Here is a 24,202-nt window from a genome sequence, read left to right as displayed (position 1 = left end):
TTCTATCGTCCGTTTTTATCAATACCAAGATTTGCTAATTTGTCTGCCTCTTTGTTTTCCTCTCGTGGAACATGAGTTATGACTATGGATGGTTTTTCTTTTACTATGAAATTATGAATTGCGATATATGGTGGAAAAAGGGTGGGTTCTTTTATCTGATACTCCCCCTTGATCTGTCTCGCGACCAATTCACTATCCATTTTTACCTCAACAACCACATCTTTAATATCCTTTGCCCTCCTTTTTAGCTCAACCAAGCCCAAAAACACTGCCTCATATTCTGCTTGATTGTTCGTCTGGTTTCCCAAAAACTTAGAGACCCTAAACATCTCAGCGCCATTTTCACAATAACCAATCGCGCCACAACCAGCAGGTCCTGGGTTCCCCCTTGATGCGCCATCTGTGTATATTGTATAGGTCGGGTTTGTCATATAGTTTTTTTATAATCAATAATTCTTAAACTTGGTTTGTTTGAGTTTAGGGAACTTTCAAGGTAGGCGACAAGTGTTGTGTTAGAACCTTCCTCAATCAAGACAGATGAGAAAAAAGATATTCCCTTTGCAACATTTCCTTTTTTATCTTTGAGCTCATATCTTACATGCCTTCCACCAATGCCAAACTTTGTAACATTATTAATATAAACATCCTCAAAAACAAAAAGTGGTTTTTCATTTCCACGACCAAAAGGCGCAAACTTACTCAGACATTCATTAAATATCTCAGTCAGTGTATCAAATGAAAGAACTGCATCTGCAATTTTTTCACCTTCCTCACTTTCAGAAGGAATTTTTTCAAATGCCACAGACAGTGCGGCTTCAACTTCAAAAAGTTTTTTTTCATCTATTGTAAAACCGCCAGCAACTTTATGACCGCCATATTCTGTAAATATATTTTTTGATTCCTGTGCCTTATTCATTATCTCAATAAGATTGACACCGTTTGGAGCCCGACAAGATCCTTTTATTGTTCCACTGCCACTACGACCCCACACAAAAACAGGTTTGTTGTATTGATCCACCAGAGAAGATGCGACAAGACCGGCGATTGAGGGTCGCCAGTCGCTTTGTCCAAAACACCATACAGACATTGAACTATCTTTTGTCTCTGCCACCTTTTTTGCGGTCTTTGTGACTGAAGCCACCAAACCCTGCCTTCTTTTGTTTAAATCGTTCAGTTTGACGGCGAGATTGTGTGCTTCTGCAGGGTCGTTGCTTGATAACATCTTAAAAGCATCATAGGGATCACCTATGCGAGATGCTGAGTTTATCCGAGGGGCGATGACAAAGCCAATATCGTCCTCTGTTATTGACTGTATGGGTCGTTTAAGGATAGACATCAAAGAGCGCAAGCCGTATCGTTGGGTCTTTCTCAAAACTATGAGACCGAAACGCGCAAGTATCCTGTTCTCCCCACGAAGAGGAACCATGTCTGCAACAGTCGCGATGGCAACCAAATCAAGAAGCCATTTTTCTGCGCCCTCTTTCAGAGAATACCTGTTTTCACTGAGAACCCCCTGAACGAATTTGAACGCAAGAGCACAACCGCACAAATCTTCTTCTGGATAAGAATCTTCTTCCCTTTTTGGATTTATTATTGCAAACGCATTGGGCAATTTCTCTGAAGGCAGGTGGTGATCTATAACTATCGTGTCAATTCCTTTTTTGTTCGCACTTTCTATCGCATCATTATCTCTTATCCCGCAGTCAATCAGTATTATGAGAGATACATCATCAAACTCCTCTACTATTTTTTCAGAAAGACCGTATCCCTCGCTATGTCGGTCAGGTATGCGAAAAATTACATTATCGTGTTTTATAAGCTGAAAAAAAGAAGACATCAAAGCGGCAGCTGGTATTCCGTCGCCATCGTAGTCACAGAACACCACTATTTTTTCATTGTTTTTAATTGCGGTATTAAAACGATCCACTGCTTTTTTCATATCCATAAACAACATAGGGTCGTGAGTTTTGTATTCCACATTCAAAAACTCTTCTGCCTCTTCTGAAGAATTTATCCCACGAGCAGAAAGCAAAATTTTGGTAAGAGAGTCATATTCAGACAACGCGCTTGATATACTTGGCGAAATCGGTTCTCTTAATTGATAGTCATTCATATACCTATTATGATAATATATTTATACCACCAGAATTATATATTATGGAAAAGACAATCTTTCAAAAGATAATTGACAAGGAGCTTCCAGCGAGTATAGTGTATGAAGACAATTCAACTATCGCATTTTTAGACATAAACCCCAACAACAAGGGTCATACCCTTGTGATTCCCAAAACTCCATACAAAAATATTTACGAACTGAAAAAAGAAGATTGTGGTTCATTTATGGAAACCATCTCAAAAATGTCACGGGCTGTGAAAAAAGCGGTTGATGCTGACGGTGTAAATGTGGTTATAAACAACGATGAATCCGCAGGGCAGGTTGTGTTCCATCTGCACGCACACATAATCCCCCGTTTCAAAAACGATGGCGTTTTTAATCCGTCAAAACATACAAAATATGCAGACGAAAAAGAGCAGGAAGAAATTACAGAGAAAATAAAAAATAGTGTTGAGTAGAAAAGTTGGAAAGTTGCAGAAACATTTTTTAGTTGTTATAATTTTGTCGGAAGTTTTCGTGTGATATGAAAACTTACTTTGTTCTACAAAAAGGAGGAATCTTGTGAACAGGATACACATGATTGTCGCACACAACGAAAGGCGTGTGATAGGTTTCAAAGGAAAAACTCCGTGGCACTTGTCAGCAGACCTAAAGCGATTCAAAGAAGTTACTTTGGGACACACGGTCGTGATGGGAAGGAAAACTGCGAACTCTATAGAAAAACCGCTTCCCAATCGCACAAATGTGGTTATGAGTCGCAGTCCTTACAGTCAATCAGGTTTTGAGTGGGTTTCAAGTGAGGAAGGGGTGTCAAAGTTTCTGGGCAACAAGCCAATCTTCATCATTGGTGGCGAACAGATCTACAAACTCTTTCTGCCTTTCTGCGACAAGCTATATCGCACGGTGATTGATGCTGATGTGGAAGGTGATGCTTTCTTTCCCGAAATCAGACAAAACGAGTGGGAGTTGGTGGAAAATATTCCTCACCCGATTGATGAAAAAAACAAAAACGAAATGGTCTTTCAAGCCCTGAAAAGAAAGTGGCTCTGACTAATTCCCCCTATAGATTGCTCCGCAATCTATAGGGGGTCTTGCTTTATTTGTGGTCTTGTGGTAGATTTGGGGTAGAACTGGTCTTTCAAAATAGGAGGAATGGAGATGAGTATCTATCACCACCCTGGCAAAAGCCAGGCACTTGACGACCAAGTCGTCAAGGTAGACGAATACCTTCGTTTTGCACGCTTCTTTTTTATCCCTGCTGATGTTCGTACTGCCGAAAATATTTCCGAAAGGAATTTGGCATTGTGTCTGAAGCGTTGGGCGGGCGTGGAAAGGGTCTATGCATCGGAGAAAGTTGGTTCTTTAGAGAGTCCTGGCATGTTTATGGGTTTTGACATACCACTTGAGGAAACGGGTGCGATGAGTCAAGACGACCCCATATGCCAGCCTCCCTCACACTGTATGGTCCACAGAGACAGCAGTGATTGGTACAAAAGTTGGCATGTAGATCAGGAGGAGTTTAGAAGCATCCTCGTCTGCAACCTTCAAGACATGTGTGCTGATGGCGAATCATATGCTGCGGCATACAGGAGATGGAGAGCGGTTAGGTTTCTCAGTCCGCTTCATCTTTTTCATGTTGGCAGAAAAGATGTCGATGGGAAACCCTATTGGAGTCTTCAAAAAGTCATCGACATACCAGCAGACTTTCCCTTGGAGAAGGGCGAGGTGGTCATCGCTGACATCCTCTCCGAACCCGTAGTGGCCTAAAGCCAACACCAAACCCCACTCTGTGCCTGCATTTCTGCAAGCACTGAGTGGGGGCTTTTTTATTTCAAAGCCGCAACAACGGGCAGAGTTTCGTGCAAAAGATAATAAAGCATTGCACCTCCTCCGGTTGATAAAAATACATTATCAGCAACATTGTTTTCTGAAATTAAAGCAACGGTGTCCCCTCCTCCTATGACAATCTCTGACTTAACAGACAAAAGTGCTTCTGCAAATTCTTTTGTCTGTTGCAAAAAACCTTTTTCATACCAGCCCAAAGGTCCGTTCCAAACAATTGTGTCTGATTTTTTCGCCTCATCAATTAAATTTTTCACGCTTGATGGACCTACATCAACTATGACCTCATTTTCTTGAACATCATTGATTGAACAAACTCTGTCGCCATTTTTTTCTGAATACACCACCAAATCAACAGGCGAGATAATTTTAGGATTACCAAAAATATTTTTGTCTGGAAGTTTGTCACCAACTTTTGAAAGACCGACAGAAAAGTGTGCTCTTTTTAACAAGGCATTCAAAAGGACGCCACCGACAAAAACTTTTTTATAGCGAGATAAAAATTTCTCAAGAATTGGTATCTTTGTTTCTGTCTTTGCGCCACCCAAAACCAAAAGTGATGAGGGCGATGGGTTGATTGTCTTAGACAAAACGGAAATCTCTTCTTTGAAACGAATTCCCCTGTATGACTCAAGAAGCTGAGGCAGGAGGACGACAGATGAGTGATTCCTATGCGCGACAGAAAAATCGTCAAAAACATAATGAGAGGCGTATTTTGAAAGTTCCTTTGCAAATTCTTTATCACAACAGGTCTCTTTTATGTTTTGTCTTAAATTCTCAAGGACGACAACATCTCCGTTTTTCATATTGTGAATTGCCGACTGTGCTACATCCCCCAAAATGTCTGGGACAAAGGTGTTTTTTACCGATAGTTTCTCTGCGACATTCTCAAGCGACTTGCCCTCTCTGCCTAAATGGCTTATCACAATAGTCTTTGCGCCCATTGATGACAAGATTTTGATTGTCCGTGCTGATTGTTCAAGCCTAAAAGTGCTCTGGATCTTGCCGTCTGAAATTGGGACATTGAGAGAAGAACGGATTAAGACATTTTCGCCCTCTTTGATTGATGTAAAATTTTTCTGAGACATATTGTGGCGAAGACACTATTTACTATTCACCTGTTTTATTATTTCTGAGAGTTTTGATGGGTCAGTGCTTGCTCTACCAATGATAAAACCATTTATGTCGCTGTTAACAAACAATTCTTTAGCATTTGTTTCGTTTACAGAACCACCGTAGAGAATTTTTATTGAGAACGCCATTGAACGATTATACATTTCATTTATTATTTTTCTTATAAACAAAACTGTTTCGTGTATTTCGTGTGGTGTTGGAGTGCTAACTGCTTCGTCGCCTATTGCCCATATTGGTTCATAGGCAATCATTGTTTGTTTGGCTTCTCTTTCTGTAAGATTTTCATACAGAGAGACCATCTGTTCGTTTATTTCTCTGAGTGCAGAACCGTCAGTTGCTTTTTCATGCTCACCGATACAAACGATGGGTGTTATTTTGTGAGACAAAGCTGATTTTATTTTTCTTAAAATTTTTTCATTGCTCTCACCCATCGCTTTTCTCTCTGAATGACCGACAATAACAAAAGACACACCAAAATCTTCCAACATCTCAGCAGAAACCTCGCCTGTGTTTGCGGTGCCGCCGTATGCCGAAACATCCTGTGCGCCAAGAACCACCCTTGACCTTGAAAGTAGGTCGGCAGCGATTGATAAATGAACAAATGATGGGCAGATGGTGATTAGGTTGTTGGTGGGATGCTTTATTGATTTTATTGATTTTAGTAGTTTTTCCACCTCCTTCTCGGTTTTAGGGGACACCTTCCAATTGCCGATAAAAACTTTATTATAAGCCATATATGTAAATCATTATATCACCACTTGACTAAAACCTGCTAAATAATATAGAGTTAGGGGGTAGATTAATGCCGTACGCGCTTGCGTCGGTTTTTTATTGATATGCTTGATTTAAAAACATTAAAAGTCGCAATAGACCAAATAGAAGAAGAGCGTGGTATTCCACGCGCACACCTTATAGACGCTATTGAGCGGGCTCTTGAGAGTGCTTACAAAAAAGAATACGGCAAGCCCGACCAAATAATTGAAGCAACCTTCAACACAGACACGGGGGACATCTCTTTTGAGCAGAAAAAAATTGTGATAGATGAGTCGGGAATTTTACCCGAGGGAGAAAAGGTGGAGAGCGAGGAAGACACGCGAGTTCATTTCAATCCCGAAAGACACATAATGCTTGAGGATGCAAAAAAAATAAAAGGTAGCATAGAAGTTGGCGAGGCGCTTAGTTTTCCCATCAAAAAGAATTCTTCTTTTGGAAGAATCGCGACACAGAACGCAAAACAAATAATCACACAAAAACTACGCGAAGCAGAAAAAGAAACTGTGATTAGCGAATTCTCAGAAAAAGAAGGGACTATTGTTTCTGGATCGGTCAGACGATTTGAAAGAAGAAATATACTTATAGATCTTGGAAGAACAATGGCGATACTTCCCTACAACGAACAGATACCCAACGAAAGATTCAAGCAAGGGGAAATCATAAAAGCGTATGTTCTTAATGTAAACACAGAGGCAAGCAGAGGAAATTTTGTCACCCTTTCAAGAAGCGCACCAGAGTTTGTGGTAAAACTGTTTGAGCTTGAGTCCCCAGAGGTTGCAAACGGAAATGTCACCATAAAGTCCATAGCCCGTGAAGCAGGTTCAAGGACAAAAATTTCAGTAACAAGTGATAACGACAGGATTGACCCTGTAGGCGCACTCATAGGTCAACACGGTGTAAGAGTTTCAATGGTAACAGGCGAACTACATGGAGAAAGAATAGATGTAATAGAATGGTCAGCAAACCCAGCCACCTTCATAGAGGAAGCATTATCCCCAGCAAGAATCACATCCATAGATTTGGATGAAGAGAACAACAGCGCCAAAGTTTTTGTTCCAGAAGACCAAATATCACTTTCAATAGGACATGGCGGACAAAATGTTCGTCTTGCCGCGAAACTCACAGGATGGAGCATAGACATTGAGTCGGTGAAAGTTGAAGGCGCGACAGATGATGCAGAAACAGGTGGTGAGGGTGAAGGTGTTGGTGAAGGTGTTGGTGCTTCTGCTGATGCTGAAGAGAAAGAAGCGGACAATGACGAAGTGAGCGAAGCGAAAGACAGCGAGGTGACAAAAGAAAATGAAGTCAGTGAAAATGAAGTCGGTGAAACTGAAAGCAAAGAAGAAAGTGAAGGTGAAAGCTCAAGTGCAAAAAAGTCAGATTAATTTGTGATATACTAAAAAACGATTATGAATCTTATACACGAAATAGACCCAGGAAACAAAGAAAAGGCAACAGTAATAATTGAGATACCGCGCCATTCAAGAAACAAATACGAGATAGACAAAAAAACGGGGCTCATCGCGCTTGACAGAGCACTTCACACAGCACAGGACTATCCCGTAGATTATGGGTTTATCCCACAGACCCTTTGGTATGATGACGACCCGCTTGACTGCGTAGTTCTTACCACATTTCCCCTCTCTCCAGGCATCGTGGTTAGGGCTCGTTTTGTCGGACTCTTAAAAATGATAGACGACGGCGACTCAGACGATAAGGTAATAGCAGTTCCAACACATGATCCAAGATGGGACAAAGTCAAGGACATAGACGACATAAACTCTCACACACTAAAAGAAGTCGCACACTTCTTTGAGACATACAAAGGTCTGCAAAATGTAAAAGTAGAGATTAAAGGATATGAAGGCGCAGAGGAAGCGAAAAAAGCATTTGAGGAGGCGAGAGAGATGTACGAAAAGTCAAAATAGGGAGAAGTAGAATTATTTTTACTTTCGTGGTACTATTTTTTATATGGCTGATTTTGAGTATGGACCAGTAGTAGCAATTTTTATAATAATAGGTGTTTTTATTATAGGTGGCTTATTTACACTATACAATGCATACAAGTCTAGAGTTGAACAAAGAGAAGCGATACAGGAAGAAGTTGACATAGAAATAATAGAAGCAGTTGATTACGAGGACGAAACCGCAATAGTTGAAGACAACGGAAGAACAAACTGGGAAATTCTGAGCGATCCGCCAACAGAGGCACCACAAATACCATAAATGGATACAAGCGAATGGAACATAGAGGTTGTCAGAAAAGACACATCTGCAAAAGTAAGCGGCACAATCCCTCAAAAAGAAATAGAAAGTAATTTTGATGGGTTTCTTCAGAATGCCAAAAAGACCGTAGAAATTTCAGGTTTTAGGGTTGGAAAAGCGCCAGATGACAAGGTTGTAGAGCACTTCGGAGGCGAGATGCAGGTTATATCGCGTGTAGCAGAATCTATAATAAAAAAAACATACATTGACATATTAAAAAAAGAAAAACTTGATGTGATAGGAGAGCCGCGAGTTGTTTTCAAAAAGATGGCGAAAGGCATAGACATACCTTTTGAAATTGAGATGATAATAATTCCAAATTTTGAACTGCCCGACTACAAAGCAATATCAAGACAACAAATACCAGAAGATCCGCCAAAGGTGGAGAAAAAAGAAATTGAAGATTTCGTATCACAATTAAAAAAAGACGACCAAACAAACGAGGAAGACCTTAGAAAACACGCAGAGGAAGCGATAATGAAAGGAAAAACAGAAATGGCAAAACAAAGAAGGCGTGTTCGTATCGCAAAAGCAATTGTTGGCGCTGTTTCATTGGAAGTTCCTGAAATTCTTATCAATTCAAAACTGGAAATAATGATTTCAAGAATAAAAGAAGACACAGAAAAGATGGGAATGACATTTGAGGACTACCTGAAAAAAGAAAACATAACAAAAGAAGAGTTGCGTGAAAAATGGAAAGGAGAAGCAAAGGAAAGAATAATAATGGAATTAATTATTGAGAAGATAGCAAGAAAAGAAAACATAAAACCAGATGAAAAAGAAATTGAGGAGCATCTGGCGAAAGTAAAAAAGCATTACAAAGATGCCGATGAAAAACAGCTAAGACCATATATAGAAGCCGTATTGAGAAATGAGAAAGTTTTTAATTTTCTTGAAGAATTGATACCAACAACGATATAAGTTGACAAAAGTATTGAATGACATTAATATAAAAACTATGTTAATACCAACAGTAATTGAAAATACAAACAAAGGCGAAAGGGCTTACGACATATATTCCCGCTTGCTGAAAGACAGGATTATATTTTTAGGAGGAGTTATTGAAGACAGCATGGCAAACCTCATAATAGCCCAGCTTCTTTTTCTTGCTTCTGAAGATAACAAAAAAGAAATATCAATATACATAAACTCCCCTGGAGGATCTGTATCATCAACACTCGCGATACTGGACACGATGAAATTTATCAAACCACCAGTTACCACAACCTGTGTGGGCTTGGCGGCATCTGGTGCAGCAATCGTCCTCTCTGCCGGCGAGAAAGGAAAAAGGACCGCACTGCCAAACTCAGAAATAATGATTCACCAGCCACATGCATCCGGTATTGAAGGACAAGCAACAGATATAAACATACGCGCCCAGCATATAATTGACTCAAAAGAGCGCTTAAACAAGATATTAGCCAAAAATACCAGCCAAACCCTTGAAAAAATAGCGGAAGATGTAGAAAGAGATTTCTTTATGACAGCCCAAAAAGCTAAGGTTTACGGGATAATTGACCAAGTATACACAAATAAAGACTAATACCCCAATAAACCCTATATTTTGCTATATGTGTATTTCTATAATATACTAATACTATCAGGGAAAAACCCCTGTTTAACAAGCCATATAAAGAAAATAAAGAGCTCTTATGAATAAAGCACTTCTTGTAGAACAAGTAAGCGAAGAATGCGGCTGTTCAAAAGCCGAAGCGGAACGCCTTGTAAACTTTGTGTTTAGCACAATCATGGATTCAGTGGTTAAAGGTGACGAAGTCGCCATTGCTGGATTTGGAGCATTCGTCTCAAAAGCGCGCGCAGCACGAATGGGAAGAAATCCAAAAACAGGTGAATCAATAAAAATAGCCGCTTCAAGAGTTGTAAAATTCAGGGTAGCAAAGCCATTTAAGGAGGCAGTTGCGAAAAAATAAACCCTGTTTTTTCAATAAAAAATAGTCCTTCTCTTGAGGGACTATTTTTTATTTTGCTAAAGGATTTTTAATACCCAGTTACCATTACTATTTAAAGAGACAACTTTTTTATTCAATAAGTCAGATCCCAGAGGTCCTATACCCTCACCCGTTGAGCGTATCTCTCCAAAGTGCTCCTCATACGGTTCTCCATTTTCTGGGTTGTGCAAGTAACTTACTTCTTTATCAACACTTCCACCCATAGATTTCAGAGTTTTTATACTACATTTCATATCCACAAAACCCTTGTTGGTAATCGTCCACGAAAACTTTTCTAAAGTATCTTTTGGGAAAATCTTACCAACCTTTTTCAGAAACTTTCCAGAACCTTGGCCAAGCATTTCATCAAATATACTTTCTGGAAGGATTTTTATTTGAAAAATATTTTTATTATTTAAAAGAGCAACCTTTCTGTCTCCTATCACCCTCAGCATGGGGTCTACACCTTGTGATCTGTATTGTTCTGCTCCTATATCATATGATGTTGCCATATCAATATAGTTTTTATCCACATACTTAGCCAAGCCCAAAGCATGAACCCCTATAAACCCTCTTTTTCCAAAAATCCATTTAATAGTTTCTCTATCATGTTGTTTACCAAAATTCTTTTTAAGCTCTCGATTGGAAAACATTTTATTCAAAATCTGCGGATCTCTGCCTCCTACTTTTTTTAGTATTTCTTGCCCTATTTTGTCCTCTTGTTCCCCATATTCTTTTGGGAGGATTTTTAACCTCCAATTATCTCCAGTTCTTACAGAGAGAACATTCTTACCTTCCAATTCCTTTATTAGGTTTTTGATGCCCATACCTTCCTTGACGGATGATGAGATTGGTTGGTCTGACCCTTCTATTGCATCAATATCTATATTTATACCAAGTTCTTTCAGATCGGATACCCCAACCTTCATGTCCACATGACCTTCGTTGGTAATATGCCAATTCCAATGTATTGAATCTATTAGATTAGGATTATTATCAAGAACATTAATGAACTTACCCAAAAACTCTGCAGCATCCCTGCCCTCTACTTCTGCTTTCTCAAGACCTTGGCGTTGAGATATTTTGGGCTTGATCTCTACTCGGACAACCTTTGCCAACTCTTTCACTTTTTCTTTGTCTTCTTTAGAAGATAATCTGCCCAGGTAAGTAAAGTCCAATGCATCTTGCATTGTTTCATTAATATCTCCTGTATAGAATTCTGCTATATGCTCTTTGATTCGTTCAGGTTCGCGATGAGTGTCAAAAACAATTTTTTGATCTTGATCTGTAGCCAATTCTCCTTTTTCCAAGAGTTTTTGGACAGCAATATGGAATTCTGCATATTTTTCAATCATTTCTTTTATACCAGGAATTTCTTTATATGCTTCCATCGCAAGTTCCTCTTCTCTGTTGTTGTGATGCGAAAAGCCGTTTATTGTCATGATAATAGAATGTATGTCTTCTTCCGTCATTTTTTCAAGTTTCTTATATAAAAAACGGTTAATGAGCTCTTTGGAAAGAGGCTTTGTGCTATGATAGTCCTCACCACTGGGATTCATTGTGCCAATAATTATCGTTTTTTCTCGGTCGACATGGATTTGTTCTGAGGAATCTTCAGTAAGAGTTACTGTTCCGCTTCGTTCAACAGCATTAAGCACTTCATTTAATCTTTTTAAAACCCCACCTTCTACGGTGTTTATTTCGTCAAGCACTATCACTTTCACCTTGCCTTCTTCCTGTATCAAACCCCTTGAAACAGGTCCATACTTAAACACATATTCTGGATCATTTTCTGTTTTACGATTTATGTTGGGGATATAACGACCCATGAAATTTTCTACATCTATTTGTTCATGGAGATTTACATAGTGATATTCATACCCAAGTTCGGCACACATTTTTTCAATAGTTGTAGTTTTTCCATAAGATGTCCCTGCTTCAATAAGCATAGACTGCCTTAACCTCCAAGCTGTAGCAATATCTTTTTGTAATCTTAGAGAATGATTGCTATTAACATAAAATTTAAACTCTTCTCGCCTTGGGACCCAAACGCCTGTTTGGTCTTTAGCTTTTTCTAACTTTACACCACTGTAAGAGACGCTTGTGAGCATTTCTTCTACAGGGGTACCTCTTAACCTTGCTCTCACTTCTTTAAATCCATCCAAGTTTCCCAATGTCGGATTTTTTGTTGGCGTTGATGCTTCCGATACTTCATTTCTTGCCTTAGCCAATTTTTCTTGTGACCTAATAATTTTCATAATTATTGCAAAAAGTTCTTAGGTCTATAAACCAGACCCACTCGACCAAACAAATCAAAATTTTTCAGCACTGTGTTCAAGTCATCTTTTTCAATAAGAACTATTACTGGATGTGTGTAATTGGGATGTATTACGATAGTTTCTGCGGTTTTAGGATCAAACAAAGAAATTATCGTTGATGGGTACTGACACACAAAGTCGTATGTTTGTTTGAAATTGTCTTCGTTAACAACAATATAATAGCCATTATTAACATTTTTGTATTCCAAAAAAGATGACAATTTGGTCATGCCATTCATTTCCAAAATATTAGAATACCCATCCATCTCCTTCATGTTTTCTGCGATAATCAACCCAACTTCTCTTGATACTAATGGAATAGCAGAAATAAAGGTCTGAAGTTTTTCTGTGTCTAAGGTTTCCATAGATATATTAATAATATCATACTTATGTTGTCTTTTCTTTCTCAATCAATTTTTTTATGTTTTCTATAATTTCCCCAACGGTCTTGCCATCAACCGTACCAATATCTATGTGGGTAATATTTGTGTTTTTAAGCGTTTTCTCTTTTTCTTCTACAAGATCCTGTAGTTCAGATAATTCAACGTCGCTGAGAGTTATCAACATCTTTTGTTCTTCTCTTTGTTTTGAGAGCCGTTCCAAAGCAATATCTGTTGCACGATAAACATTAGTTCCTCCGTCAGCTGCTTGAATCATTCCGCTTATTTTTTCTCTTACCTCTTCTGACATTGGCTGTCCAAAATTTTGATATTCACTCAATTCATCATTAAAACCAAGCACTTCTGTATTAATTCCCAAGCTGTTCAAGACATTAACAAGCACAATAACTGATTTAAAGGTTTCTTCGATACTTCTTCCCCACATAGAGCCTGACAAATCAACCAGCAGAGAGATTGCATATCTATTTTTTTTTGGATGTTCTCTTCTTTGCCACGCCTTGCTTTCCACTACCGAAATACCCTTTGCTTTTTCTTGAATGCGTCGACCGATATTGATTCTACCTCCTACCTTATGCCCCTCTTGCCAAGTACTCTTTTGTGGTATCAATATGCGCTTAAAATCATTTTTTGTTTTATTAATAAGTGCTAATAAATTTTGGCGATATTCTCTATATGCATTCATATCCTCATGAAAATCTTGGCGAAAATGTTCTCTCCACCTTCTGGTAGTGTGTTTTTCTGGTTCTTGGTTAGCAGCATTGTTTTCGGATGGTTCGCCTTCGGTGTCATCATATATTTGCACTTGCTCTTGCTGTTCTTGCTGTTCCTGTCCTTGCCCCTGCTGTTGTCCTTGTACTCCTCCCTGTCCCTGCTGTTGTTCTTGCTCTTCTGCTTGTTCTTGGGTTTCTTGTGCTTGTGCTTGCTGTTCTTTTTGTTCAGCCTCTATCTCTTCTGGATTTTTGGTTAACTTACCCTCCAGCTCTTTATTTAAAGCATCATTAAATTCCTTTATGGCTTGTCTTGCCCTTTCTTCAATCTCTCTTCTTTCGCCTTCGGGCAATGACTCAATGTATTCTCTTATTTTTTGTTTTAATTCTTCTGACAATGAGTCAAGGGGAACTGGTGTGATATTTTTACTTTCACCCTGCCCCTCCTCCCCAGACTGCCCAAGAGAGTTATTGATGGCATTTTCTAAATCTCTTTGTTCTTCAGAAGAAAGATTGTCTTTTAATTTTTGGGGAATACTTGGTGATTGCCCCCCAGCGCACGCACCACCCTGCTCCTGCTGTTGTCCTTCTCCTCCCTGTCCTTGCTGTTGTTCTTGCTCCTGCTGTTGTCCTTGTCCACCTCCCTGTCCTTGCTGTTGTTCTTGCTCCTGCTGTTGTCCTTGTCCACCTCCCTGTCCTTGCTGTTGTTCTTGCTCCTGCTGTTGTCCTTGTCCACCTCCCTGTCCTTGCTGTTGTTCTTGCTCTTCTGCTTGTTCTTGCCCATGCCCTTTTTGATTTTTCATATCTTGTATGGTTTCCTGTATTTTTTGATCTTCAATATCTTGAGCAATTAATTTTCTGAATTCTGGCCAAATTTCATTTTTATTTACTTCATAGGATGCACGGGCGTGTTGGACGATGGACTCTTCGCCCGTTGATCCCAGCTCATCATATTCTTTTCCATCAGCCATATCTTTGGTTGGAAAAAGCCTCCATGAACGAGCAGCTGATGATAGAGTTTTTCTGACAACATCTTTCACTTCTTTTGGCAAACCCCCGTCTATCTTAAAGTCCCGCCCTTTTTCTTGCCTCATCCATTGTTTTATATATTCACTAGAAGCTTGGGCATGTAGTGGTTGAAAACCTAAAGTTTGCTTTGCAAGCTCCTCACCCTTCTTTTCAGATCCAAACTCTTCTTTATAAACTTTATGCATCAATCCTCGAATTGGAGGATATGCCTCTGCGACAAAGTTGTTCATTCTGGGATCTTCAATGGAGTTCATCATAAGAGCAAAACCAGGCTGTTTCCATTCTTCAGGAGGTATAAATCCTACTCTGGAAACTCGCTCATGCCCACCTTCGTGAGAAATAAGATAACGCAAATAATCCATGGGTTTCTCCAGTAAATCTTTCGCGTTTATTTGTATATAACTTTCTCCATTCGCCTTACCCCAATGCCAACCACTCGGATTTGATTCACTTGGCAATCCTAAAACAATCGGCATAGAGAAATTTTTTCCTATGAAATACCCCAAGGCTGACAATACACTTTTTCTATCTTTTATAATCTTAGCTTCCTCTGGAGAAAAGTTTTTCAAAATTTCTTTTTCTCGGGATGATTCTAAAATAGATGTTCCCCTCCTATCTGCTCCTCTAAATTTAGGTTTTTCCATTACTATATTTTAGCACATTATTTCATTTCTAAACCAAAAATAAACGCTGGTGGGTTTGTTTGAAAAGTGAAGGACATCAGAATTTAACAGCCACTCCACTCCCCTCTTTTATCTCTGTGCGGGTGGGGAGAATCGAACTCCCGTCCTCTGCTTGGAAGGCAGATATTCTACCACTAAACTACACCCGCAGATATATTAAAATATAGCACAAATGTGAGAAATACACATTTATGTGATACCATATATATGAAATTATGAAGAAGCAAGGTTATTTTTTCAGTTATGGCTTTTTGGTAATACTCATCGCTGGTGGGTATGTATTTGGAGGATATTTCATAACAAAACAAAATCAGAAGGTTGGAGAGATACAGCAGACACTCGCAGAAATCCAAGAAAGCGTTGAGGAGAATGAAAAGGTTATATCAAGCAGTGTAAGATTCACCGAGAGCAATATAAAGAAGCTGAGCGAAGGAATTGAGGAGGTTGAGGATGATTTTGATAAACAACAAAGAGCAGTTAATAAATTCACCAAAAAGGTTGAGTCAGTTGCGAAAATACAAAGCACAGATAAGGAAATTTTGGATAAATACTCCAGAGAATACTTTTTGAACGAGCACTACATCCCAGCCACATTGGTGAGCATTCCTAAAAAATATCTACACGGAAGTGTGACAAAAGCAAGGATAAGATCTGAAGTTCTTGATTATCTGAGAGACATGCTTGATGATGCAGAGGATGATGGTGTTGATATAGTTGTTATCTCTGCATATAGATCTTTTGACCATCAAAAGAGGATAAAAACTGCAACGGGTAGTCCGGCGGTCGCAGACCCTGGCTTGTCAGAGCATCAGCTTGGAACAACGGTTGATGTTGTCGGCAAAACTGGTCCGCTACTTACTATTGCTTTTGCAGACACAGAGCAATACAGATGGCTTACAAAAAACGCTCATAAATATGGCTTTACACTCTCCTATCCAAAAGACAATCCGTATTACCAATATGAGCCGTGGCACTGGCGTTTTGTTGGCGTCCGACTCGCAAAAGAATTAAATAGAAGCGGAATTACTTTTTACGATATGAATCAAAGAGATATTTACGAGTATCTTGAGTATACTTTTGATTAGGTTTTGGGAATAAAGGATGCTTCCCTGTTTATTTTTTGCCCTCTTCAAATTGCTTGAAGTATTCATCATCAATATTTATTATGGATTTGATGTCTTCAGTTTCAACTCCCATTTTAAATTCTTTCATCATATTTACCAATTCCTCGCCATCAATTAAATCAATAATTTTTGATTTTTCTGAGCTAATTGCTTCTTTCCTTGCTGCCGAAGTAAATTTTCCAGTGGTAATAACTATACCTTTATCAACATTAGAAGGAAGAGACCCACGGAAATCTCTAATTGTTTTAGAAGCAACAGTGACTTCGTTATATCTTTTTGACTGATATGCTATACGCAAACTGACCAAACCTTGTATTTTTAATACACCAGTCCCATCTATACCACGATCATTTGAATAGGATGTTTCTTCAACATTTGTGACTCCAGTTCTTTCAAGTAATTTTTTACAAAATTTTTCAAAGGCCAGAGGGGTGAGTTCTTTTAATTTTTTCAAGAGAATTTCATCAAAGTTTTCTTCTTCAATTGTTTGTGGAGTTATTTCAATACTTTCTTCTTCAAGATATTTCTTTTTTTCTCTACTCTCTTTATTAATCTGTTTGATAAACTCTTTTACATCATCTATCTCTTTTTGGTCTTTTTTGACTAATTCCCAAATTGAACGACCGCCACTCTTCAGTATTTTGCCTTTCTTTAAATAAAATAGTGCCCAGCCTATTCTATCAAGCACTATAGATTTATCATTATTATTGTATGTATAACTAACCTGCTTTTCAGTAATACCCATTATTTCAATAACCTTATTTTCAATTTCATTTCTTAAAGCACTACCTCCTAATTCTTTAAGTGCTTTTATTATTGGATTAAAAAAGTCAGCAAAAGGTGGGACTTTTTTTGAGTGTTCATTTGACATAACAAATTTAGTATATATGTATTTATTATATAAAGCAAGAATAAAAAGTTCCTGCCTTCTTCCCTATTAAGTAATAATTTAATGTCGGGGAACCGGGATTTTTCACTTGCTTCGCAAGTGAAACTGTTTTCTAAACTCGCTTCGCTCGTTAAGAAAAAAGCGCCGAACCCATAGCCCTAACGGGCTCGTTCGTTTACATTGATAATAAAAAGTTCCTGCCTTCTTCCCTATTAAGTAATAATTTAATGTCGGGGAACCGGGATTCGAACCCGGAGTCGCTCGCTCCCAAAGCGAGAATGTTAGCCGTTACACCATTCCCCGATTTGCTCCCTACCCTTTTATACTATAACTCATAAAATATTTTTTAGCATATACACTTTTGCCTCCTTCCCTTCCACATCTATCAGAACAGAGATTGATCTTACGCCCACATCTTTTTCTATCTTTTTTTCAAGCTGATAAAGTTCAGCGGTCATTTTTATTTTTCTGAGTTTTTTGGGGGTGATTCTTTCCTCTGGTCTGATATAGTTATTTGATAATTCATTAGTTTTCACCTCAAAAAAATATATGATGTCATCCTTCTCTGCGATTATGTCTATCTCTCCGCATTTTTTTCTATAGTTCCTCTCTATTATTTTATACTTCTTTTTGGTGAGATATCTACAGGCGATATTTTCACCTATAATCCCGATTTCTTTGCTTGTTATAAACATATTATTAACCATATCACATATATTTTGCACTAACAACACACCATTTATCAACAGTCAATGTTTCACGTGAAACATCTTTTCCACAGTTTTTGAGAGGTATGTACACAGACATGTTTCACGTGAAACATCTTTTCCACAGCTTTTGAGAGGTATGTACACAGACATGTTTCACGTGAAACATCCCATCACCAAAAAATAAGGAAATTTAGGGGGTATGTACACATACATGTTTCACGTGAAACATCTTTTCCACACTTTTGGGGGGTGTATGTGTACATACATGTTTCACGTGAAACATTTTTTACACAAAATAAGGCATTTTGGGGAGGTTCGTGTACATACGTATGTACACGGACATATAGCCCTATATTTTATGGGGCGGAAGAGATGGGTGAGCAGGGGAGCGGAATAGGTTGTGGGATGTGAGTCTGACCGCAACGAATTTATGAGTTGGATTTCGCGAGCCCTGGGGGTTGACAAATCTTGCGACTTGGTATACCATATATATTAGGGTTCGGTTAGTACTGACCGACCTCGCAGACCGTTGGTTTGAAACCACAGTTAGTCAAATGGCTAGCTGCCCTAAAGCTCCAGGGGAAGCTGGAGTAGCGTGGCCACGCGATCAACGGTTTGCATAACCCCCTTGGGTCTTGGAGATTTGATGGGAGAAATCCCGTCAGTCTCCAGGGCCCTCTAAATTTTTATACAAAACTAATTTAGATAGGAGAATAAGTAGTAAATAGAGAAGTGGACAAAAAGAGATAATTGGTGTAATGTTATTATTGGCTCGTAGGTACAATCTTTTATTGCAATCGGGAGTCCTACACTAAAGCCAAGGGATTGCGGTTGTTGGTTTTAGACCTCATCTACCAATGAAGGCATGGTGCTGATAATTGCAATCCCTTTTTTTAATACTAAAAGTGGGGGATAGAGTGATTGATTATAAATCTGACCTTGAGAGAATCTGGATATTGACAGATATTTTAGCAGGGTATATCATAATAAATGAAGCAATGTGGTCCTCCTTCTGCAGGAGTTATCCATGTCGTTTCGTTAGCGGTGCGTGGAGGGGATGGGTTGTGTACGGCATTACGCATGGTTCGCCATGCGGTGACATAGCTCCTCTCCCTCCACCATTTATTTTGAAACCACGCATAGGCGTGGTTTTTTTGTTGTTGACGGATATTTTTGTGTACTATACAATTTTAATGTTTGAAGGGTTATTCCTTTGAATGGGGGAGAAGTCGTGTTGGTATTCTACGAGTTTTCTCTCTATTGTGGAGAGGTGGGTCGTGCCTCCTCCTTGGGTACGGAGCACATGCTCTGCGACCTTTCTTCTCCACCTCTATATTTTTATTTTGAAACCACGCGTAGGCGTGGTTTTTTTGTTGCCTAAAGAATGTGTTTGACAAATTTTATACTATATGCTAACTTTTAATATTAGCTGTGCAGATTGGCTGTGCGGTAAAGAAAACAGTGGGGTGTATTATGCGCACTTTGCATACTTTTGCTCTTTTTCTTTTCGTCGTCTTGTTGTCTGGTTGCTCAGCCCTTCATGATGCCAGAATGTCATTGGGGGAGATGATTGCTCCCGGTGCAAGAAACGATTCCAAGCCCATTGAACCCGAAAACTGTGAGATTATACCAGATCAAGCAGAGGGTGATGAGTATAGGGTCGTTAAGGCATACAGAGAGACAAAGAACCACAGCCTTAGCGGGCTTTACCAGGTTATTTTGTCTGCGACAGGGGCAGACCCAAGGTCACTCACTGTTCGCTCCATTGGTGAAAGAAAGCCCAGGGAGGGAGAAAGCGGTGTGGTACAGGAGGCAAGCTGTGGTCAGGGCATATTTAAGACCCACATGGATGTATTTGTTCCTTCTTAACGGTTAAACAAACCAAGGGGACTTGTGGGTCAGAGACGACATCCCCCAAGGCGCAGGTGCGCCTTGGGGGTTTGTTTTTGGGTGTTTTATTTATTTTGTGTTTTTGATATTATAGAAAAGAGGTGATGACTTCGCCTCACTTGCGAGTATATCTTGGGGATATATTCGCGGCGCTCGGTGTAAATATTAAAAAACTTGTTTTTTAATATTTAACCTCACTTGCGAGTATAGTTTAGTGGTAGAACGTATCCTTGCCAAGGATATAACGGGAGTTCGATTCTCCCTACTCGCACCGCAACTCCACACTTGCGACAATTCAGAGAATGATAGAAAAAAATCTCCAATCAAATATTTGGAAATACACTCTTTTCTTAATCACAAACAAGAGGGTTTTTCTTGCGATTCTTGGTGCTTACTATTTAACAATCCCCGGTGTTACGCCAGAGGGTATTGGTATCATCTTGCTTATTGGAAGTTTTTCGCAAGTCATTTTTGAGATTCCAAGTGGGTATCTGTCTGACAAAATCGGACACAAGACAGCGCTCGTGTTGTCGCGGTTGTTTATGCTCGCATCTACACTCTTTTTCCTTTTTGCGAACAGTATTGGTTTTCTCATTCTTGGAGGTGTGTTTATGAGTATTGGATATGCCTTTTTTGGTGGAACTGGTAATGCTTTTATGTATGAGACACTGCAAGCTCTCAAAAGAGAAAATGAATATGCAAAAATTATGGGAAAGATAAGCTCAATTGGTTTGATGGTTCCTATCATATTCATAGTACTCACGCCCTTTCTTGTGAGCATCAGTTTCAAAGCGCCTTTTGTCGTAGCACTTGTGTTTAATGTTATCGGCATAATCGCTGCTGCGCTTTTGGTGTCTCCGTCTGTTCCACAAGAGAAGATAAAAGAAATTCAAGTTACGAAGTTCAAGCAAGTTGTTAAAGAAGGTTGTCGTTTAAACTTTTTTGTTTTCGCCTTGTTTTCTGGAATTATTGCTGGGGTTGTGTTTGGTATTGAGGGCTTTCGTGCTCCATACCAAGTATTTTTGGAAGTGCCTGTTATTTGGTATGGTGTACTTTTTGGTTTGGGAAGAATGTTTGCTTCATTATTGACTGCTTATAGCGGAAAGATCAGAGAAAGGGTGTCGCTTTTTGGGTTTTACAGATTTCAGCTGATTTTTTATACGCTTCTCATTCTAACTTTGGGCTTTATTTCATCGTGGCAAGTTGCAGTCGCAACATTTATTGTTATAGATGCAGTTCGGTGGGGGTTGAATAGGGTTGATAATAGCTACTTGATTGATATTATAAAAACAAGTAAATTCAAATCTACGCTGTTATCAATCCAAGCACAAATCATTCAAATTATCGCTGCGATAGCAAGTTTTGGTATCGGTTTCACAATTGAACGATTGTCGTATCAATACGGATTTATATACTTGGGATTGATTTTTATCGTAATACTACTTCCTCTGTATTTATACATAGTCAGTAAACACAAGTCAGTAAATGCTGCGTTGGTGCAAGTTAAATAATTGATTGGCAGAATTGGGTCTGCGATTGATTTTGATGTTTGACAAACTATTTTTAATAGTTTAATATGTGGTTGGACTGCACGGATTTGCCGTGTAGAAAAAGGAACAGGAGGTGAAGAGATGATATGTTTAAAATCATATGGGGAACGAGATTATGCTGGTAAACCCACCCATATTCTCAACCCATACAAACTTTCAAGGATCTACACAGAATACGATGGCTGTGTGTGGCGAGTAATTGGGGATATCGTGGATTTTTTAGGTACTCCCAAAGGAGAAACCCGCGCTCGTAGACACTACCTGTCAAAGTCTTGCGAAAATTTTTCTGATGCAGATGCAAAACGAAAAGAATTGGTGGGGTCGCTACGATGCTACTTTGTAGACGTCTTTGAGAGATGCAGTAGTGAATCTCTGGAATCCCTGCTTGCACACAACATATGTGAGTTTTCTGTAGAAGAAGTGAAGGCTCATCCTTCTTCCGTTTGGCAGGTAGTCGGGTTTGTTGGGACAGGGAAAAAATTTTACCTGTCATCGCCCTACGATTCTGAGGAGGAAGCGTGGAACAAAGCAGAGAAGATTGCAGGTGATATGGCTGAGCAGGATACGTGGGACTATGAGCCACCGACTTCTATGTATGACACAATCGGCGGCTGAACCAACAGTCTTCTCGCAAGAACTCCCACCCCCCAAGGCACATGTGTGCCTTGGGGGTTTGTTTTTGGGTGGGTCGGGGTGGGGGTTGACATCAGCAAGGGGGTATGATAGGATGTAAGTAGAGGCAATCCAAGTATTGTATTGCCGTTGCACCTTTGATATGAGAAACCCAAAAAGGAGGGAATGCGATATGATTGTAATCAACGTCGGGCAGCCGAGTTGCTGCAACAACACCCCTTGTAATATTTACTAGTTCGCCGACGCGAACTACTTGTTCCCCCACCGCCGAGGTGATAGATTGAGAGATTATCTTTCGCCTTATGGGAACCCCGTCCAAGAGCCAGGAACACCAGCACACAATGCTGGTCCCTGGCTCTTTCCATTTTATATCCCATTTTATTATTATCGCTCGTGGCTTCGCCACTCGCTGACGCAACTCATAAATTCGTTGCGGTCGGACTTATACCTCAGCAACCTATTCCGTTCGTCCGTCGGGATTTATTTTGTGAGTGTGTAATGAAACTTAACTTGCAGGATTCACCACCTTGCCAAGAAACAAAATGTTTTGTTCTTTATTCTCTTGAATTACAAAAATGAAGGGGTGGTCGGCACGAAAGATGGGTGGCGGTGGGGATGCTCCGCTAAGACTCACACTCACCCCAGTAGCAGCGGCAGCTTCTGTCCCTTCTTCATTTACATCAACAAATGCCTGGTGAACAACGCTTCCGATATAAAGGTTTTTTGAACCATCAATGCCTGACAAATCGGCTGCTCCAGGGGTAAATGCGGTTGGCATACCTAATTTTGATAAAGTGTTGTTAAGTGAGTATCGCGCGTTAAAAGTAAACTTGGGTATATACACATATACCTCTTGTGTCTGCAGATTCTTCCTCCACTCATTAATATTTTGGATAGATAATGAATTTTCCAAAGATGTTATTCCGTCTTTTTCTTTTGGTAAAAAGATTAACATTGACAGATCTTTTCCTTTGTAGGGTAGTTCTATGATTTGTGCGTTGTCTGTCTCTGTATATTTAAACAGTTCTTCTTCTTCTTTTCTCATCATTTTTACTTGAACGACATTATCAGCATTAACATAAAAATCCTCTTCTCTTGTCAAACTCTTATCAAATTGTTCGTCCCAGCTGCCTTTGAAATAAATTGCATTAGTCAAAACAAGGCGAGTAAGTTGGTCAAGGCTTCCTTCTGGAAAGAGATTTTTGATTTTGTCGTTTGTCTGTTTTTCAACCCATGAATTTATTGTTTTTCTTGATTCTTCTGTAGCCCCAACAAAGTCAAGGTTGGTTGCATTTCCATCATAATATTTTTTGACGGTATCAAGATAGGTTTTTAATAACTTGTAATCCTTTTGAACCCATAGGGCGTTGGCGATACTTAGTTTGTATTTAGCATTTTTTGCATTCAATCGTTTGTGAGTTGTGGCAAAGGAATTTCTTCTTGTTTTGTCTTCTTTTGGGAAATGGAAAGTCTTTTGTATCTCTTCTGCAGTTTTTCCTTTGGTGCCTTCATAAACCATTGCCAGTGCAACAAAGATGCTGTATGGTGAGAAAAATATATTTCCCTTCTCTTGTTTGATGAGCTCGGAGTATATATCAAGTGCAAATTGATTGTTAGCGTCTACTAAGTTGTCTATTAAAATTTTTGCCCCATCTTTTGGGTCTTTTGTTGTTGTTTTACTTTCGTCTGATTTGTCATTTGGCGAAGCTGGTGAGTCAGGGTTGGTGTCAGGGGTTGGTTCAGGTGTGGTGTCAGGGGTTGGGGTGGGGGTTGGGGTGGGGGTTGGTTCAGGCGTAGGTGATATGTCTACAATTGGATTTTGTGGGGTTTGTTTGAGTGAAGGTTGGGAGACAATAAAAACACCTGCTGCGACAGCGACTACAATTAATATGACTACGAGTATTTTTACATTCATTTTTATAATTATACCATTATTTTAAAAGTCTGGGTCTGACCGCAACGAGCCTGCGAATGTAATAGATTGTTGGGATGTAAGTCCGACCGCAACGAATTTATGAGTTGCGTCAAGCGAGCGAGTGGAACGAGCGAGCGATAATAAATAGAAGCGAACGAAGTGAGCGATTGCGAGCAAAACCAAGCGAGTGGCGAAGCCACGAGCGATAGTAAATGGAGGTGCGCCTGGCAGGATTCGAACCCACAACCCCCTGGTCCGAAGCCAGGTGCTCTA

23 protein-coding genes and 3 tRNA genes are annotated in these 24,202 nt (G+C 39.5%); 14 read left to right on the top strand and 12 right to left on the bottom strand.

Features of this window, described 5'->3' with window-relative positions; all coding sequences use genetic code 11:
* Positions 1 to 2: 2 nt before the first annotated feature.
* Entirely contained in the window at positions 3 to 431 is a 429-nt protein-coding gene (locus tag OXU73_02345) for a ribonuclease HI family protein (GenBank protein MDD9868143.1), read from the bottom strand.
* Positions 428 to 2,113 carry a single-stranded-DNA-specific exonuclease RecJ gene (gene recJ / locus OXU73_02340; GenBank protein ID MDD9868142.1) on the bottom strand — a complete coding sequence of 562 codons (1,686 nt, stop codon included), beginning with the start codon at positions 2,111 to 2,113 and terminating at the stop codon, positions 428 to 430. The genes OXU73_02345 and recJ overlap by 4 nt, the downstream gene beginning before the upstream one ends.
* Positions 2,114 to 2,157: 44 nt before the next feature.
* On the opposite strand from recJ, the gene OXU73_02335 reads away from it, so the two are divergent.
* From OXU73_02335 to OXU73_02325, 3 genes are all read left to right on the top strand, one after another.
* Positions 2,158 to 2,574: an HIT family protein gene (locus tag OXU73_02335; protein MDD9868141.1), complete on the top strand. Its 417-nt coding sequence runs from the start codon at positions 2,158 to 2,160 to the stop codon at positions 2,572 to 2,574.
* Positions 2,575 to 2,677: 103 nt separating this feature from the next.
* Entirely contained in the window at positions 2,678 to 3,166 is a 489-nt protein-coding gene (locus tag OXU73_02330) for a dihydrofolate reductase (GenBank protein ID MDD9868140.1), read from the top strand.
* A 102-nt stretch (positions 3,167 to 3,268) separates the two neighbouring features.
* Positions 3,269 to 3,883 (top strand): hypothetical protein, encoded by a 615-nt coding sequence (locus OXU73_02325; GenBank protein MDD9868139.1) that lies wholly within the window; start codon positions 3,269 to 3,271, stop codon positions 3,881 to 3,883.
* A 59-nt stretch (positions 3,884 to 3,942) separates the two neighbouring features.
* Here OXU73_02325 and pgk read toward each other — a convergent pair whose 3' ends face one another.
* Both pgk and tpiA read right to left on the bottom strand, forming a co-directional pair.
* A complete protein-coding gene (pgk, locus tag OXU73_02320) occupies positions 3,943 to 5,046 on the bottom strand; it encodes a phosphoglycerate kinase (protein ID MDD9868138.1) in 1,104 nt (367 codons plus the stop codon).
* A 15-nt stretch (positions 5,047 to 5,061) separates the two neighbouring features.
* Positions 5,062 to 5,826, bottom strand: coding sequence for a triose-phosphate isomerase (tpiA, locus tag OXU73_02315; protein MDD9868137.1), 765 nt, complete (start codon positions 5,824 to 5,826; stop codon positions 5,062 to 5,064).
* Positions 5,827 to 5,928: 102 nt separating this feature from the next.
* Here tpiA and nusA point away from each other — a divergent pair, with 102 nt between their 5' ends.
* From nusA to OXU73_02285, 6 genes are all read left to right on the top strand, one after another.
* The gene (nusA, locus tag OXU73_02310) at positions 5,929 to 7,251 is read left to right on the top strand and encodes a transcription termination factor NusA (protein ID MDD9868136.1); all 1,323 of its coding nucleotides are present in this window, start codon (positions 5,929 to 5,931) and stop codon (positions 7,249 to 7,251) included.
* A 24-nt stretch (positions 7,252 to 7,275) separates the two neighbouring features.
* Complete coding sequence (locus OXU73_02305) at positions 7,276 to 7,794, top strand: inorganic diphosphatase (protein ID MDD9868135.1); 519 nt, start codon at positions 7,276 to 7,278, stop codon at positions 7,792 to 7,794.
* Positions 7,795 to 7,837: 43 nt separating this feature from the next.
* The gene (locus OXU73_02300) at positions 7,838 to 8,092 is read left to right on the top strand and encodes a hypothetical protein (GenBank protein MDD9868134.1); all 255 of its coding nucleotides are present in this window, start codon (positions 7,838 to 7,840) and stop codon (positions 8,090 to 8,092) included.
* Positions 8,093 to 9,052, top strand: a complete 960-nt coding sequence (locus tag OXU73_02295; protein ID MDD9868133.1) for a trigger factor — start codon at positions 8,093 to 8,095, stop codon at positions 9,050 to 9,052.
* A gap of 37 nt (positions 9,053 to 9,089) precedes the next feature.
* The gene (locus OXU73_02290) at positions 9,090 to 9,674 is read left to right on the top strand and encodes an ATP-dependent Clp protease proteolytic subunit (GenBank protein ID MDD9868132.1); all 585 of its coding nucleotides are present in this window, start codon (positions 9,090 to 9,092) and stop codon (positions 9,672 to 9,674) included.
* A 109-nt stretch (positions 9,675 to 9,783) separates the two neighbouring features.
* A complete protein-coding gene (locus OXU73_02285) occupies positions 9,784 to 10,062 on the top strand; it encodes an HU family DNA-binding protein (protein MDD9868131.1) in 279 nt (92 codons plus the stop codon).
* Positions 10,063 to 10,118: 56 nt separating this feature from the next.
* Here OXU73_02285 and OXU73_02280 read toward each other — a convergent pair whose 3' ends face one another.
* From OXU73_02280 to OXU73_02265, 4 genes are all read right to left on the bottom strand, one after another.
* A complete protein-coding gene (locus OXU73_02280) occupies positions 10,119 to 12,338 on the bottom strand; it encodes an AAA family ATPase (GenBank protein MDD9868130.1) in 2,220 nt (739 codons plus the stop codon).
* Positions 12,339 to 12,340: 2 nt separating this feature from the next.
* Positions 12,341 to 12,763, bottom strand: a complete 423-nt coding sequence (locus OXU73_02275; protein ID MDD9868129.1) for a hypothetical protein — start codon at positions 12,761 to 12,763, stop codon at positions 12,341 to 12,343.
* A 22-nt stretch (positions 12,764 to 12,785) separates the two neighbouring features.
* The gene (locus OXU73_02270) at positions 12,786 to 15,179 is read right to left on the bottom strand and encodes a VWA domain-containing protein (GenBank protein ID MDD9868128.1); all 2,394 of its coding nucleotides are present in this window, start codon (positions 15,177 to 15,179) and stop codon (positions 12,786 to 12,788) included.
* 117 nt (positions 15,180 to 15,296) lie between these two features.
* A tRNA-Gly gene (locus OXU73_02265) sits at positions 15,297 to 15,367 on the bottom strand.
* Between the two features lie 66 nt (positions 15,368 to 15,433).
* On the opposite strand from OXU73_02265, the gene OXU73_02260 reads away from it, so the two are divergent.
* Positions 15,434 to 16,303, top strand: coding sequence for a M15 family metallopeptidase (locus tag OXU73_02260; GenBank protein MDD9868127.1), 870 nt, complete (start codon positions 15,434 to 15,436; stop codon positions 16,301 to 16,303).
* A 28-nt stretch (positions 16,304 to 16,331) separates the two neighbouring features.
* Here the strand turns inward: OXU73_02260 and OXU73_02255 are convergent, their stop codons facing one another.
* The 3 genes from OXU73_02255 to OXU73_02245 all read right to left on the bottom strand — a co-directional run bounded on the left by OXU73_02255 (position 16,332) and on the right by OXU73_02245 (position 17,938).
* Positions 16,332 to 17,213 (bottom strand): restriction endonuclease, encoded by an 882-nt coding sequence (locus tag OXU73_02255; GenBank protein MDD9868126.1) that lies wholly within the window; start codon positions 17,211 to 17,213, stop codon positions 16,332 to 16,334.
* A 248-nt stretch (positions 17,214 to 17,461) separates the two neighbouring features.
* Positions 17,462 to 17,534, bottom strand: a tRNA-Pro gene (locus OXU73_02250).
* A gap of 29 nt (positions 17,535 to 17,563) precedes the next feature.
* Positions 17,564 to 17,938 (bottom strand): YraN family protein, encoded by a 375-nt coding sequence (locus OXU73_02245; protein ID MDD9868125.1) that lies wholly within the window; start codon positions 17,936 to 17,938, stop codon positions 17,564 to 17,566.
* 1,554 nt (positions 17,939 to 19,492) lie between these two features.
* Between OXU73_02245 and OXU73_02240 the strand changes: the two genes are divergently transcribed.
* From OXU73_02240 to OXU73_02225, 4 genes are all read left to right on the top strand, one after another.
* Positions 19,493 to 19,810: a hypothetical protein gene (locus OXU73_02240; GenBank protein MDD9868124.1), complete on the top strand. Its 318-nt coding sequence runs from the start codon at positions 19,493 to 19,495 to the stop codon at positions 19,808 to 19,810.
* Between the two features lie 221 nt (positions 19,811 to 20,031).
* A tRNA-Gly gene (locus OXU73_02235) sits at positions 20,032 to 20,102 on the top strand.
* Between the two features lie 31 nt (positions 20,103 to 20,133).
* Entirely contained in the window at positions 20,134 to 21,342 is a 1,209-nt protein-coding gene (locus OXU73_02230) for an MFS transporter (protein MDD9868123.1), read from the top strand.
* Positions 21,343 to 21,462: 120 nt separating this feature from the next.
* A complete protein-coding gene (locus OXU73_02225) occupies positions 21,463 to 21,996 on the top strand; it encodes a hypothetical protein (protein MDD9868122.1) in 534 nt (177 codons plus the stop codon).
* A 523-nt stretch (positions 21,997 to 22,519) separates the two neighbouring features.
* Here OXU73_02225 and OXU73_02220 read toward each other — a convergent pair.
* Positions 22,520 to 23,929, bottom strand: a complete 1,410-nt coding sequence (locus OXU73_02220) for a serpin family protein (protein MDD9868121.1) — start codon at positions 23,927 to 23,929, stop codon at positions 22,520 to 22,522.
* Between the last annotated feature and the right edge of the window lie 273 nt (positions 23,930 to 24,202).

The sequence above is a fragment of the Candidatus Campbellbacteria bacterium genome (assembly GCA_028817035.1).
Taxonomy (GTDB): domain Bacteria; phylum Patescibacteriota; class Minisyncoccia; order Phycocordibacterales; family JABAAK01; genus JAPPQH01.
Note: the sequence above shows the minus strand (reverse complement) of the source record. Positions and strands in the feature narration are given on the sequence as shown.